Genomic DNA, 12,738 nt, shown 5'->3' with positions numbered 1-12,738 from the left:
TGCGGCCCATGGAAATCAGGGTAAAGCCCATGACAAGCAATGCCTAGGATAACGACAGCTTATGTATGAAGCGCTGGGTAACCTCTCTCTCGATCTGCTGCGAGCCTTCGAAGCGGCGGCGCGCCACCGCAGTTTTACCGCCGCGGCGATGGAGCTTGGCACCACCCAGCCGGCGGTCAGCCAGCAGATCAAGCGTCTTGAAGAACAACTGGCAATCCGCCTGTTTGACCGCATCTATCGCGGTATCGAACTGACCGACGCCGGCGTGCTGTTGTTCGAGCACGTACAGGGCGCCCTGCAAAGCATCAATCAAGGGCTCAGCACCATCACCCAACAGGACCAGCACGAAGTACTGCAAGTGGCTACCGACTTCGCCTTCGCCGCCTATTGGCTGATGCCGCGCCTGCATCGCTTTCACCAGGCCAACCCGCAGGTGGATGTGAGCCTGGTTACCAGTGAGCGCAACCATGCCAGCCTGCGCAGCGATATTGATGTGGCGGTGCTGTTCGGCGATGGCCGTTTCAAGCAGGGCGACAGCCTGTGGTTGTTCAATGAGGAAGTGTTCCCGGTATGCAGCCCGCAGTGGCTCAAGGCTCAGGCCGCGCCGATGACGGTGCAATCCTTGCCCGAGTACCCGTTGCTGCACCTGCGTCAGGAAAACAACAGCCAATGGTTCGACTGGAGCGGGGTGTTCCGCCAATTGGGTATATCCGCTGCGCCAACTCCCGGGCAATTGCGCTTCGACAACTACACCTTGCTGATTCAGGCTGCGATTGCCGGCCAGGGCGTTGCCATCGGCTGGCGCCATTTGGTGGATAACCTGCTGGAACAGAACTGGCTGTGCCGACCGATCAGCCCCACAGTGACCTCGCGTTTCGGTTATTACGTGGTGCAACCCCAGCGCAAACGCCGCGGGCAGTTGGTTGAGCGTTTTGTCCAATGGCTGATGGCGGAACAGGCCAGCAGTGCGCAGTCGTTGACCGGGCTGGCCCTGCCTTCGATTGCGGTCTAGGATCGGCACATCGTGGATCCGGAGTCCGTCATGCAACGTATCAAGGGCTATCACGCCCATATCTACTTCGACGCCAGCACCATCGACCAGGCGCGCACGCTCTGTGAGGACGCCGCCAGGCTGTTCCCGTTGCGCATGGGCCGTGTGCATGAGCGGCCGGTGGGCCCGCATCCGGATTGGAGCTGCCAGTTGGCATTCGAGCCGGAATACATCGGCGTGGTGTTGCCGTGGCTGGCGCTGCACCGCGATGGCCTGGTGGTCTTCCTGCACCCTGAAACCGGCGATGACCTGAAGGACCACACCGACTACGCGATCTGGATGGGTGCGATGCGCGAGCTGAATCTGTCGGTTTTTTAACTTTCCCTATCAGATAAAGCCTTGCCTTTCCCTAAGTAAAAACAGGGAACGGTGTAGGATTAATCTTGCTTTGTCTCATTATGTGGGATCGATATTTATATATTGAGATATTCCGGTCCGTAGGTTTATATTCGCCCATCGGTTTTTTTCAGCACCCACTCATTTCAGGTGAAGCGATGCAGGCGCAATTGATCGCGCTCGATTGGGGGACCAGCTCCCTTCGTGCTTACAAACTCGGCTCGGCGGGCGTTGTGCTGGAACAGCGCGCGCAAGCCTGGGGCATCATGCATTTGCCCAGCGAGCCACGGGACATCAACGGTATTCATTGCACTGACGGCTTCGAGTTGGCATTCGATAGCGCCTGCGGCGATTGGCTCGACGCCCAGCCTGAATTGCCAGTGATTGCCTGCGGTATGGTTGGCAGCGCGCAGGGTTGGAGCGAGGCGGCTTATTGCGCCACGCCTGTGGATGTCGCCAGCCTGGGCTTGGCGTTGCACCGCGTGCGCAGCCTGCGCGGGGTGGATGTGCATATTGTGCCGGGGGTGATCGAGCAAGCGGGTTTACCCAATGTGATGCGCGGCGAAGAAACCCAGGTACTCGGCGTGCTGCAGGGGCTTGGGGCCCAAGTGTTGATCGGGTTGCCCGGCAGCCACTCTAAATGGGTCGAGGTGAGTGAAGGCCGCATTACGCATTTCGACACCTTCATGACCGGTGAACTGTTCGCGGTATTGAGCAAGCACAGCATCCTGGGCCGCACTCAGCAGCCGAGCGAACAATTCCAGGCCGAGGCCTTTGACCGTGGCGTGCACGTGGCGCTTTCAAAGGATGGCAGGCGTGGCGTGCTGTCGACCTTGTTCAGTGCCCGTACCCTGGGCCTGACGGCTGAGCTTGCACCCAACCAGCAGCCCGACTACCTGTCCGGCCTGTTGATCGGCCACGAACTCGCCGGTTTGCCAGACAGCGCCAAAACCAAGCCGATCATCCTGGTTGGCGCCGCCCCACTCTGCGCCCGCTATCAACGCGCTCTGGCCCTTTGCGGCTTCGCCCACGTCAGCCTGGCGCAGGAAGCCACCGAGCGCGGCCTGTGGCAATTGGCCGTGGCGGCTGGGCTCACTCAACCTGTAACGGAGGCCTGACATGCTCAAGCAAGCACTCGCGCAAAACGGTTTGATCGCAATCCTGCGTGGCATACGCCCGGACGAAGCCCAGGCCATCGGCCAGGTGTTGTACGACGCGGGTTTTCGTGTGATCGAAGTCCCGCTCAATTCGCCGGAGCCGTACACCAGCATTCGCACCCTGCGCGACAGCCTGCCCGCCGATTGCCTGATCGGCGCCGGCACGGTGTTGACGCCTGAACAGGTCGAGCAGGTGAAGGCGGCTGGTGGCCAGGTGATTGTCATGCCCCATAGCGATGCCAAAGTACTGCGCGCCGCCAAGGCCGCAGGCCTGTACTTGTCGCCTGGCGTGGCGACGCCAACCGAGGCGTTTGCCGCACTGGCCGAAGGCGCCGACGTATTGAAGCTGTTCCCGGCCGAGCAGATCGGTCCTTCGGTGATCAAGGCGTGGCTGGCGGTATTGCCGGCGGGCACGCTGCTGCTGCCGGTAGGCGGTGTTACGCCGGACAACATGCAGGTGTTTATCGACGCCGGCGCGAAAGGGTTCGGGTTGGGCTCCGGCTTGTTCAAGCCGGGAATGACAGTGGATCAGGTCGCGAGCCGTGCCCAGGCTTATGTCGCCGCCTGGAAAGCCCTGAGCTGATAGCAAGTTCCGCGCCCGCAGGCGCTGCATCCATAAGAGAGACAAGAGATGAAAATCACCAAATTGACGACCTTTATCGTCCCGCCGCGCTGGTGCTTCCTCAAGGTCGAAACCGACCAGGGCGTGACTGGCTGGGGTGAGCCCGTGGTCGAAGGCCGCGCTCACACAGTGGCCGCCGCCGTCGAAGAACTGTCCGACTACCTGATCGGCAAAGACCCACGCAATATTGAAGATATCTGGACGGTGCTCTATCGCGGCGGGTTCTATCGCGGCGGTGCCGTGCACATGAGCGCCCTCGCCGGTATCGACCAGGCGTTGTGGGACATCAAGGGCAAGGCGCTGGGCGTCTCGGTCAGCGATCTGCTGGGCGGCCAGGTGCGTGACAAGATTCGCGTGTACTCGTGGATCGGTGGCGACCGTCCCGCCGACACTGCCCGTGCAGCCAAAGAGGCCGTGGCTCGTGGCTTCACGGCGGTGAAAATGAACGGCACCGAAGAACTGCAGTTCCTCGACAGCTTCGACAAAGTCGACCTGGCGCTGGCCAATGTCGCTGCCGTGCGCGATGCGGTGGGCCCTAACGTCGGTATCGGCGTCGACTTTCATGGCCGCGTGCACAAGCCCATGGCCAAGGTGCTGATGAAAGAGCTTGATCCTTACAAACTGATGTTCATTGAAGAACCGGTGCTCAGCGAAAACTACGAAGCATTGAAAGAACTTGCGCCGCTGACCAGTACGCCGATTGCCCTGGGCGAGCGCCTGTTTTCGCGTTGGGATTTCAAGCGCGTGCTCAGCGAAGGCTACGTCGACATCATCCAGCCGGACGCCTCCCACGCAGGCGGGATTACCGAAACCCGCAAGATCGCCAACATGGCCGAAGCCTACGACGTGGCCCTGGCCCTGCACTGTCCGCTGGGCCCGATTGCCCTGGCAGCGTGCCTGCAACTGGATGCGGCTTGCTACAACGCATTTATCCAGGAGCAAAGCCTGGGTATCCACTATAACGAAAGCAACGACCTGCTCGACTACGTGCGCGACCCGGGCGTGTTCGACTATGACCAGGGCTTTGTGAAGATCCCCAACGGCCCGGGCCTGGGCATCGAGATCAACGAGGAATATGTGATTGAGCGCGCGGCTATCGGCCATCGCTGGCGCAATCCGATCTGGCGCCACGCCGATGGCAGTTTTGCCGAGTGGTGATTTTTATCTGAAGGAATGCGCTCCCACATTGACCGCGTTCCTTCAACACGTTTTGTCCTCAACAAACATAAAAAGAGGCACCCCATGCACCCTGAATCCCACACCGGGCAGGCTTCTTTAGTCACGCCTAGCCGAAAGCGCTTCTTCATCATGGTGCTGCTGTTCATCACCGTGGTGATCAACTACCTGGACCGCAGCAACCTGTCGATTGCCGCGCCTGCGCTGACCAGCGAGCTGGGTATCGACCCGGTGCAGGTCGGGCTTATTTTTTCCGCTTTCGGCTGGACTTACGCGGCCATGCAAATCCCCGGCGGCTGGCTGGTAGACCGGGTGCCGCCGCGCATTCTGTATACGGCCGCCCTGCTGCTGTGGTCGATTGCCACCGTTATGCTTGGGTTCGCCGCCAGCTTTATTGCGTTGTTTGTGCTGCGCATGGCGGTGGGCGCGCTGGAAGCGCCGGCGTACCCGATCAACAGCCGTGTGGTCACCACCTGGTTTCCCGAGCGCGAGCGCGCCACGGCTATCGGCGTCTACACCTCCGGGCAATTCGTCGGCCTGGCGTTCCTCACCCCGGTACTGGCGTGGCTGCAGCATCAGTACGGCTGGCACATGGTGTTTGTGGTAACCGGTGGCGTCGGCATCCTTTGGGCCGCGATCTGGTACGCGGTGTATCGCGAGCCCAAAGATTTCAAAGGCGCCAATGAGGCTGAAATCCAGTTGATCCGTGACGGTGGTGGGCTGGTGGACATGCAGGCGCAAACGGCCAAGGCACCCTTCAGTTGGGTCGACCTCGGTATCGTGCTGAGCAAGCGCAAACTCTGGGGCATCTACCTGGGGCAGTTCTGCCTGAACTCTACGCTATGGTTCTTCCTGACCTGGTTCCCGACGTACCTGGTGAAATATCGCGGCATGGACTTTATCCAGTCAGGTTTGTTGGCGTCGTTGCCGTTCCTGGCCGCTTTTGTGGGCGTGCTGTGTTCGGGGGTGTTTTCCGATTGGTTGATCCGTCGTGGTGCCTCGGTAGGCTTTGCCCGCAAGTTGCCGATCATCAGTGGGCTGCTGATTTCCACGGCGATCATCGGTGCCAACTACGTGGACTCCACGGCGTGGGTCATCGCGTTTCTGGCGGTGGCATTTTTCGGCAATGGCCTGGCGTCGATCACCTGGTCGCTGGTTTCGACCTTGGCGCCTGCGCGGTTGCTGGGGCTGACCGGAGGCGTGTTCAACTTCATCGGTAACCTGTCGGCAATCGCTACGCCCATCGTGATTGGCTTTCTGGCCAGTGGTTCGTCGTTTGCGCCGGCGATTACTTACATCGCGGTGCTGGCGTTGCTGGGAGCACTTTCCTACATATTGCTTGTAGGTAAAGTCGAACGGATCGAGCTGTAAAAAAGGGCGACCTTGGAGTCGCCCTTCTTTCGCGATTACGGCACCGACATTTCGTTATGGAAAATGTTGTGTGGGTCCCAGCGCTGCTTGGTACGCCGCAGGCGGCTTTCGATGATCAGGTCGGGAAAGAAGATCTTGTACCACTGTGGGTTTTTGCCATTGGCCGGATTGCCACCGATGTAGGTCATATCGAGGTCGGGGTAATTGATGTAACAACCTTCAAACTCGTCGTTGATCGGTACGCCCTGATCATCGGCGAACGCGTTGAAGTACAACCCTCGGATCCAGTCGGCATGGGCTTGATCCGAGGCGGCGCTATCGCCGCGCCAGTAACATTGCGGTTGCCACTTGAGGTATGACGAGCGCTGAGCGGCTGACGACTCCCTGCGCACTGGCTCGCTGGCGGCATTGATCTGGCCACCGAAAGACTGAATCTGAATGAGGCTTTGTGTCAGGTGGTTATCAGGGTCTGGCCAGGTCAATGTGGTCCAGATGGCGTCCAGCACTTGAGGGCTGAACACGCCCTTCTGATAAGCCGACTTATAACGCCCACGCTGGTTGTCCCCCGAGCCATTCAATGTCTGTTGGCATACCAGCCAATCCAGGCGTTGGGTAGCTTCCTCGGCGGATTCCAATGAATTGATGGTGCGTCCCGCGCAGCTACCACGCGGCTGATGGATGACGTGAAACGGCACCAGTGACTCGGTAGCAGGTAGCCCGATGGCTGTCAGCATCTTGTCGACAAAATCATCGAAAGGGGCTCGCTCGTTCAGTTCGCCATCCTTGTCCACATAGTGAATACCCAGGGTCACATTGCCTGTGTGCTGGTGGCGCATCTCCAGCTTGGTCGCCAGGCCCCAAGTGCCCGTGTTGCTTTGATTGCTGGCGAACCATGATTGATAGGCCGCCAGCAGGTTATCGAGTGCAGGCTTGGTCAGTACGGACCAGTCCCATTCCAACACCAGCCACAGTACCTCTTTCGGTGCCGGTGGCAGGTCTTTGAAGTAATAGCTGGTGATGATGCCGAACTGTCCGCCACCGGCACCGCAACACGCGGCGAACAGGTCCAGTTCGTCCTGATTGGTGCTGTCGCGAGAAACGTGGCGCGGTTCGAGGCCTTTGCCAAGGCTGTCGGGCACCAGGATATCCACACCGCTGAGCCAGTCACATACCAGTCCATATTTGCGCGACAGCAGCCCATAGCCGCCTCCGCAAATATGTCCGCCAAGGCCCACTGAATAACACGAACCACCGGGCAGGGTTTTGTTGGCCAGCTTGTATAACGCGACATAGGCATCCCAGTTTTGTCCGCCGGCTTCCAGGCGAAAGCTATAGCGTTCAGCAGCGCTGGGGTCCAGCTCGGAGCCGATTTGCCCGCTGGCGTCGTAGACCACCTGGTTCAACGCACTGATATCCAGAATCGACAGTACCTCAAGTGGACTGTCGGGCATCTTGTTGGCGACAAAGCCTTCGTAGCAATGACCACCACTGCGTACGGTGATGCGCCCCTCGGGAAGGGCCAATGCCTGCGCGGCGGCGTCAATGATGTCTTGTGGGCTGCGGCAGAGGTAGATCAGGTTGGCGCCATTTTGCGAAGACTGACCCTGCACATTGCCCAACGGCCAGCGCAGGTTGAAGCCCTTTTGCAAGGTTGAGTGACGGGAGTCTGAAGAGGTAATGAGATCAAAGGCCATGATGTACTCCTGAGAGCCAGGGATGACTTCTGATGCAACTAACTTAACGACCGGGAAGCAAGAAATGCGGGGGGGCTTGCGAGGGTGGTTAGACGGCAATAGGCATGGAAGTGCGTTGGGGTGACGTGGTGTCACCCCTCAGCGTAGCGCAAGTTTCAAAACGCAGGTGCTTACTTGCGTGCGTTGCGCACACCTGCCGACAGCGCCGCGCAATGACTCAGCACGCCATCGATCGCTTGCTGGTCGCTGCCGGCATTGGCGATGTGATCGATCAGTGCCGAACCCACCACCACACCGTCGGCCAGGCGCGCAATGGCCGCAGCTTGTTCCGGTGTACGAATACCGAAACCGATGCTGATCGGCAGGTCGGTGTGGCGACGCAGACGCGTGACCGCTTCTTCGACGTGTTCCAGCGTGGCGGCGCCGGCACCGGTCACGCCTGCTACCGACACGTAATACACAAACCCGGAACTGCCGTTGAGCACCGTCGGCAGGCGCACGTCATCGGTGGTCGGCGTGGTCAGGCGGATAAAGTCGATGCCCGCGGCCTGAGCCGGGTCGCACAACTCGCCGTTGTGCTCAGGTGGCATGTCGACCACGATCAGGCCGTCGACGCCGGCTGCCTTCGCATCGGCGATAAACTGCGGCACACCGTATTTGTGAATTGGGTTGAAGTAGCCCATCAACACCAGGGGGGTGTCGCTGTCGTCGGTGCGGAACTCGCGGACCATTTGCAGGGTTTTCGCCAGGTTTTGCTTGGCGTCCAGCGCACGGATATTAGCCAGTTGAATCGCCGGGCCGTCTGCCATCGGATCGGTGAAGGGCATGCCCAGCTCGATCACGTCGGCGCCGGCGGCCGGCAAGCCCTTGAGGATCGCCAGCGAGGCGTCATAACCCGGGTCACCAGCGGTGACGAAGGTCACCAGGGCGGCGCGGTTTTGTTCCTTGAGTTGCGCAAAGCGGGTTTGCAGGCGGCTCATTTAGTGTTTCTCCTGCTTGGACTGTTCCATGTGATGCATCACGGTCTGCATATCTTTGTCGCCACGGCCCGAGAGATTGACCACCATCAGATGATCCTTGGGCAGGGTGGGTGCGCGCTTGAACACTTCAGCCAGGGCGTGGGCGCTTTCCAGCGCAGGAATTATCCCTTCCAGGCGGCAGCATTTGTGGAATGCATCCAGGGCTTCGTCATCAGTTACCGAGGTGTACTGGACGCGGCCGATGTCATGCAACCAGGCGTGCTCAGGGCCGATGCCGGGGTAGTCGAGGCCGGCGGAAATCGAATGGGCGTCGATGATCTGGCCGTCGTCGTCCTGCAGCAGGAAGGTGCGGTTGCCGTGCAGCACGCCGGGTACGCCGCCGTTGAGGCTGGCGGCGTGCTTGCCGGTTTCGATGCCATGGCCCGCTGCTTCGACGCCGATGATTTCGACGCTGGTGTCATCCAGGAACGGGTGGAACAAGCCCATGGCGTTGGAGCCACCGCCGATGCACGCCACCAGGCTGTCCGGCAGGCGGCCTTCCTGGGCTTGCAGTTGGGTGCGGGTTTCCTTGCCGATCACGGCCTGGAAGTCGCGCACCATGGCCGGGTAAGGATGCGGGCCGGCCACGGTGCCGATCAGGTAGAAGGTGCTGTCGACGTTGGTCACCCAGTCACGCAGGGCTTCGTTCATGGCGTCTTTGAGGGTGCCGGTGCCGGCGACCACCGGGATCACTTCGGCACCCAGCAGCTTCATGCGAAACACGTTGGCCTGCTGGCGCTCGATATCGGTGGTGCCCATGTAGATCACGCATTGCAGGCCGAAGCGTGCGGCAACGGTAGCGGTGGCTACGCCGTGCATACCGGCACCGGTCTCGGCGATGATGCGTTTCTTGCCCATGCGCCGTGCCAGCAGGATCTGGCCGATGCAGTTGTTGATCTTGTGCGCGCCGGTGTGGTTCAGCTCTTCGCGCTTGAGATAGATCTTGGCGCCGCCACAGAACTCCGTCAGGCGTTCGGCGAAGTACAGCGGGCTTGGGCGTCCGACGTAATCGCGCTGGAAGTAGGCCAACTCTTCATTGAACGCTGGATCCACTTTGGCCGCTTCGTATTCACGGGCCAGGTCGAGGATCAACGGCATCAGCGTTTCAGCCACGTAGCGGCCGCCGAACGCACCAAACAGGCCGTTGGCGTCAGGGCCGTTGCGTAGATCGGTCTGGGACTGGGTCATGGGGCGCTCCAGGAATGAATGTGTGTTGAGAGGCAATGACGGCCACTCTACCCCTGACGCTTTGGCCTGAAAACCGATAAGATCGCCGTAACCTGTCAGGAAAACTCACAGATGAGCCGCGACCTTCCACCCCTCAATGCCTTGCGTGCTTTTGAAGCCACCGCCCGCTTCAGTAGCGTCAGCCAGGCCGCTGAGCAACTGCACGTGACCCACGGTGCGGTCAGCCGGCAGTTGAAAGTCCTGGAAGAACATTTGGGTGTGAGCCTGTTCGTCAAGGATGGACGTGGCCTTAAACTCACAGATGCAGGCGTTCGGCTTCGGGATGCCAGCGTGGAGGCTTTCGAGCGGTTGCGGGACGCGTGCGCCGAACTTACCCAAAGCAGCGCCGACGCACCCTTTGTGCTCGGCTGTTCGGGTAGCTTGCTGGCGCGCTGGTTTATCCCTCGGCTGGGGCGCTTGAATGCCGACTTGCCCGATTTGCGCCTGCACCTGTCGGCGGGCGAAGGCGATCTGGACCCCCGGCGGCCTGGCCTGGACGCCTTACTGGTATTCGCCGAGCCGCCGTGGCCGGCCGATATGCAGGTGTATGAGCTGGCCAGCGAGCGAATCGGCCCGGTGTTGAGCCCTCGTTTCGCAGGTTTTGAACAGTTGCGTCAGGCTCCAGCAACGGCATTGCTAAGCGAAGCGTTGTTGCACACCACCTCACGACCCCAAGCCTGGCCCAGCTGGGCGCGGCAACACGGCATCGAGCCCGGCGCGTTGAAACTCGGCCAGGGGTTTGAGCACTTGTATTATTTGCTGGAAGCGGCAGTAGCAGGATTGGGAGTGGCGATTGCGCCAGAACCACTGGTGGCAGAGGACCTGCGAGCGGGTCGCCTGGTGGCGCCGTGGGGCTTCAGCGAAACCCCGGCGCACCTGGCTTTGTGGCTACCCAAGCGCGCCGCAGATGGGCGCGCCGGGCAGTTGGCGCAATGGCTCAAGGCTGAGCTGTTGCGTCAACCGGTGTAACCGGTCAATCAGTCACCGCGCTTGCACAGCAGGTAAGCCGCCAGCAGGCCCAGCGCGCCCACGGCGACGCCAGCGGTCGTCCATGGGTGCTCTTGTGCGTAGTCACGGGTGGCGGCACTGGTTTCGCGGATTTTGACTTTGCTTTCTTCATAGGCGTCGCTGATCAGGTGGCGAGAGTGCTTGAGGGCATTCTCGGCATTGCTTTTCAGGGCCTTCAGTGTTTTGCGCGACTCATCGGACGCGTCGTCCTTGAGGCTCTCCAGAGATTTGAGCAGGCTCGAAATCTCGGCTTCCATGCTTTCCAGCGACGCTTTGCGTAAAGAAGTGTTGGCCATGTGGACATCTCCTGAAGTGATTGAGTGGCGTGTGTAGATACCGACTGCGCCGGTTTCAGAAAGTGCAGTAATTCTGAACTTTCACCTCCAAGCGGTCGCCAGAAGCAGTAAGCACATTCGCTGCTAGTCTTGATTGACGACCTATAGGAGAAACGCCATGAGTGATCATCACACCTACAAGAAAGTCGAATTGGTGGGCTCTTCCACCACCAGCATCGAAGACGCAATCAACAATGCTCTGGCTGAAGCCAACAAAAGCATCAAGCACTTGGAGTGGTTCGAGGTGACTGAAACCCGTGGTCACATCAAGGATGGCAAGGCCGCGCACTTCCAGGTCACGCTGAAAGTGGGGTTCCGAATTGCAAGTAGTTAATCCGCTCAGTTGAACTTTGCCCGCTGGCCGATTGCCATAACCTGCGCTACAACGTATGCGTGCCGATGCGATGAGCGTTGGCACGCTCTTTTTGATCAGCGCAAGGAAAGTAACGGATGAAGAAGTTTCTGTTGGCGGTGGGTTTGTTGAGCATTGCGGGTACGGCGATGGCAGCCAAGGACTGTGAGGAGCTGAAAAGCGAGATCGCAGCGAAAATCGATGCCAAGGGCGTACCGCATTACTCTTTGGAAATCGTAGATAAAGGCGCCGCAGCGGATGGTGACGTCGTAGGGACGTGCGGCGGCGACACCAAGGAAATTGTCTACAAGCGCGGTTGATTCCGTGCTCCAGACATAAAAACCGACGCAAGTGCGTCGGTTTTTTTCGCTTGGATTTCAGCCCTTCATCACCTGTGCCAGCAGCTCGTAGGAATGAATCCGGTCAGCGTGCTCATAAAGGTCACTGGTAAAAATCAGCTCATCGGCGCCGGTCTGCTCGATCAACACCTCCAGCTTGGCGCGAATCTTCGCCGGGCTACCCACCATGGCCAGGCCAAGGAAGCTACCCACCGCGTCTTTTTCATGGGGCAGCCACAAGCCGTCCATGGTTTTTACCGGTGGGCGCTGCACCAGGCTCTGGCCGCGCATCAGCGCGAGGATGCGTTGGTACATCGAGGTGGCCAGGTAATCGGCCCGTTCATCGGTATCGGCTGCCACCAGTGGAATGCCGAGCATCACGTAGGGCTTGTCCAGTACCGCCGAAGGCTTGAAGTGATTGCGGTACACACGAATCGCCTCATGCATCAGGCGCGGTGCGAAGTGGGAGGCGAAGGCGTAGGGCAAGCCACGCTCACCGGCCAATTGCGCGCTGAACAGGCTCGAACCCAACAGCCACACTGGCACATTGGTGCCCGTGCCCGGTACGGCGATCACCCGTTGGTCGGGCGTACGCGGGCCCAGGTAGGCCATGAGTTCGGCTACGTCTTCGGGGAAGTCATCGGCACTGCCGGAACGTTCACGGCGCAGGGCGCGAGCGGTCATCTGGTCAGAACCGGGCGCGCGGCCCAGGCCCAGGTCGATACGGCCTGGGTAGAGGCTTTCCAGAGTGCCGAACTGTTCGGCAATCACCAAGGGCGCGTGGTTAGGCAGCATGACGCCGCCGGAACCGACACGAATGGTCGAGGTGCCGCCAGCCAGATAGCCGAGCAATACTGAAGTGGCAGAACTGGCGATGCCGTCCATATTGTGGTGCTCAGCTACCCAAAAGCGGTTGTAGCCGAACTTTTCCACGTGTTGGGCCAAGTCCAGGGAATTGCGCAGCGATTGCGCCGGGCTGCCATTGGCACGCACGGGCACCAGGTCGAGGGTCGAAAACTTTACGTCGGACAGCGATTTCATCAGCCTGCTTC

At 60.1% G+C, this 12,738-nt stretch carries 14 protein-coding genes; 9 read left to right on the top strand and 5 right to left on the bottom strand.

The window, feature by feature from the left end; genetic code table 11:
* Window positions 1-61 precede the first annotated feature (61 nt).
* The 6 genes from E4P00_RS22405 (at window position 62) to E4P00_RS22380 (ending at window position 5,713) form a co-directional block, all read left to right on the top strand.
* Complete coding sequence (locus tag E4P00_RS22405) at window positions 62-1,012, top strand: LysR family transcriptional regulator (protein ID WP_032878587.1); 951 nt, start codon at window positions 62-64, stop codon at window positions 1,010-1,012.
* 30 nt (window positions 1,013-1,042) lie between these two features.
* Entirely contained in the window at window positions 1,043-1,369 is a 327-nt protein-coding gene (locus tag E4P00_RS22400; protein WP_078822701.1) for a DOPA 4,5-dioxygenase family protein, read from the top strand.
* 176 nt (window positions 1,370-1,545) lie between these two features.
* Entirely contained in the window at window positions 1,546-2,505 is a 960-nt protein-coding gene (locus tag E4P00_RS22395; protein WP_248133099.1) for a 2-dehydro-3-deoxygalactonokinase, read from the top strand.
* Window position 2,506: 1 nt separating this feature from the next.
* On the top strand, window positions 2,507-3,127 hold the full coding sequence (locus tag E4P00_RS22390; RefSeq protein WP_005783399.1) for a 2-dehydro-3-deoxy-6-phosphogalactonate aldolase: 621 nt from the start codon (window positions 2,507-2,509) through the stop codon (window positions 3,125-3,127).
* Window positions 3,128-3,175: 48 nt separating this feature from the next.
* Window positions 3,176-4,324 (top strand): galactonate dehydratase, encoded by a 1,149-nt coding sequence (gene dgoD / locus E4P00_RS22385; RefSeq protein ID WP_005783400.1) that lies wholly within the window; start codon window positions 3,176-3,178, stop codon window positions 4,322-4,324.
* Window positions 4,325-4,408: 84 nt separating this feature from the next.
* The gene (locus E4P00_RS22380) at window positions 4,409-5,713 is read left to right on the top strand and encodes an MFS transporter (protein WP_078822703.1); all 1,305 of its coding nucleotides are present in this window, start codon (window positions 4,409-4,411) and stop codon (window positions 5,711-5,713) included.
* Window positions 5,714-5,748: 35 nt separating this feature from the next.
* On the opposite strand, the gene E4P00_RS22375 is transcribed toward E4P00_RS22380, so the two are convergent.
* The 3 genes from E4P00_RS22375 to trpB all read right to left on the bottom strand — a co-directional run bounded on the left by E4P00_RS22375 (window position 5,749) and on the right by trpB (window position 9,614).
* Window positions 5,749-7,407, bottom strand: a complete 1,659-nt coding sequence (locus E4P00_RS22375) for a BBE domain-containing protein (RefSeq protein WP_248133097.1) — start codon at window positions 7,405-7,407, stop codon at window positions 5,749-5,751.
* A 170-nt stretch (window positions 7,408-7,577) separates the two neighbouring features.
* Entirely contained in the window at window positions 7,578-8,387 is an 810-nt protein-coding gene (gene trpA / locus E4P00_RS22370) for a tryptophan synthase subunit alpha (RefSeq protein ID WP_005783403.1), read from the bottom strand.
* The gene (trpB, locus tag E4P00_RS22365; protein WP_005783404.1) at window positions 8,388-9,614 is read right to left on the bottom strand and encodes a tryptophan synthase subunit beta; all 1,227 of its coding nucleotides are present in this window, start codon (window positions 9,612-9,614) and stop codon (window positions 8,388-8,390) included.
* Window positions 9,615-9,725: 111 nt separating this feature from the next.
* On the opposite strand from trpB, the gene E4P00_RS22360 reads away from it, so the two are divergent.
* A complete protein-coding gene (locus tag E4P00_RS22360) occupies window positions 9,726-10,622 on the top strand; it encodes a LysR family transcriptional regulator (RefSeq protein ID WP_078822706.1) in 897 nt (298 codons plus the stop codon).
* Between the two features lie 8 nt (window positions 10,623-10,630).
* On the opposite strand, the gene E4P00_RS22355 is transcribed toward E4P00_RS22360, so the two are convergent.
* Window positions 10,631-10,957 (bottom strand): DUF883 family protein, encoded by a 327-nt coding sequence (locus E4P00_RS22355; protein WP_003187304.1) that lies wholly within the window; start codon window positions 10,955-10,957, stop codon window positions 10,631-10,633.
* A gap of 157 nt (window positions 10,958-11,114) precedes the next feature.
* Between E4P00_RS22355 and E4P00_RS22350 the strand changes: the two genes are divergently transcribed.
* Both E4P00_RS22350 and E4P00_RS22345 read left to right on the top strand, forming a co-directional pair.
* The gene (locus tag E4P00_RS22350) at window positions 11,115-11,330 is read left to right on the top strand and encodes a dodecin (protein WP_005783406.1); all 216 of its coding nucleotides are present in this window, start codon (window positions 11,115-11,117) and stop codon (window positions 11,328-11,330) included.
* A 116-nt stretch (window positions 11,331-11,446) separates the two neighbouring features.
* On the top strand, window positions 11,447-11,668 hold the full coding sequence (locus E4P00_RS22345; RefSeq protein ID WP_103734089.1) for a DUF1161 domain-containing protein: 222 nt from the start codon (window positions 11,447-11,449) through the stop codon (window positions 11,666-11,668).
* A gap of 57 nt (window positions 11,669-11,725) precedes the next feature.
* On the opposite strand, the gene E4P00_RS22340 is transcribed toward E4P00_RS22345, so the two are convergent.
* Window positions 11,726-12,727 (bottom strand): LLM class flavin-dependent oxidoreductase, encoded by a 1,002-nt coding sequence (locus tag E4P00_RS22340; RefSeq protein ID WP_103734088.1) that lies wholly within the window; start codon window positions 12,725-12,727, stop codon window positions 11,726-11,728.
* Between the last annotated feature and the right edge of the window lie 11 nt (window positions 12,728-12,738).

Source organism: Pseudomonas sp. B329 (genome assembly GCF_023127835.1).
Lineage (GTDB): Bacteria > Pseudomonadota > Gammaproteobacteria > Pseudomonadales > Pseudomonadaceae > Aquipseudomonas > Aquipseudomonas synxantha_A.
This window is presented reverse-complemented; position numbering and strand designations above follow the sequence as displayed.

Bases quoted from the DNA above. Each gene is read 5' to 3' on its own strand.
- E4P00_RS22390 (WP_005783399.1), top strand. From the start codon at position 2,507: ATGCTCAAGCAAGCACTCGCGCAAAACGGTTTGATCGCAATCCTGCGT.
- E4P00_RS22400 (WP_078822701.1), top strand. From the start codon at position 1,043: ATGCAACGTATCAAGGGCTATCACGCCCATATCTACTTCGACGCCAGC.
- E4P00_RS22395 (WP_248133099.1), top strand. From the start codon at position 1,546: ATGCAGGCGCAATTGATCGCGCTCGATTGGGGGACCAGCTCCCTTCGT.
- E4P00_RS22340 (WP_103734088.1), bottom strand. From the start codon at position 12,727: ATGAAATCGCTGTCCGACGTAAAGTTTTCGACCCTCGACCTGGTGCCC.
- E4P00_RS22360 (WP_078822706.1), top strand. From the start codon at position 9,726: ATGAGCCGCGACCTTCCACCCCTCAATGCCTTGCGTGCTTTTGAAGCC.
- trpB (WP_005783404.1), bottom strand. From the start codon at position 9,614: ATGACCCAGTCCCAGACCGATCTACGCAACGGCCCTGACGCCAACGGC.
- E4P00_RS22405 (WP_032878587.1), top strand. From the start codon at position 62: ATGTATGAAGCGCTGGGTAACCTCTCTCTCGATCTGCTGCGAGCCTTC.
- dgoD (WP_005783400.1), top strand. From the start codon at position 3,176: ATGAAAATCACCAAATTGACGACCTTTATCGTCCCGCCGCGCTGGTGC.
- E4P00_RS22345 (WP_103734089.1), top strand. From the start codon at position 11,447: ATGAAGAAGTTTCTGTTGGCGGTGGGTTTGTTGAGCATTGCGGGTACG.
- E4P00_RS22375 (WP_248133097.1), bottom strand. From the start codon at position 7,407: ATGGCCTTTGATCTCATTACCTCTTCAGACTCCCGTCACTCAACCTTG.
- E4P00_RS22355 (WP_003187304.1), bottom strand. From the start codon at position 10,957: ATGGCCAACACTTCTTTACGCAAAGCGTCGCTGGAAAGCATGGAAGCC.
- E4P00_RS22350 (WP_005783406.1), top strand. From the start codon at position 11,115: ATGAGTGATCATCACACCTACAAGAAAGTCGAATTGGTGGGCTCTTCC.
- E4P00_RS22380 (WP_078822703.1), top strand. From the start codon at position 4,409: ATGCACCCTGAATCCCACACCGGGCAGGCTTCTTTAGTCACGCCTAGC.
- trpA (WP_005783403.1), bottom strand. From the start codon at position 8,387: ATGAGCCGCCTGCAAACCCGCTTTGCGCAACTCAAGGAACAAAACCGC.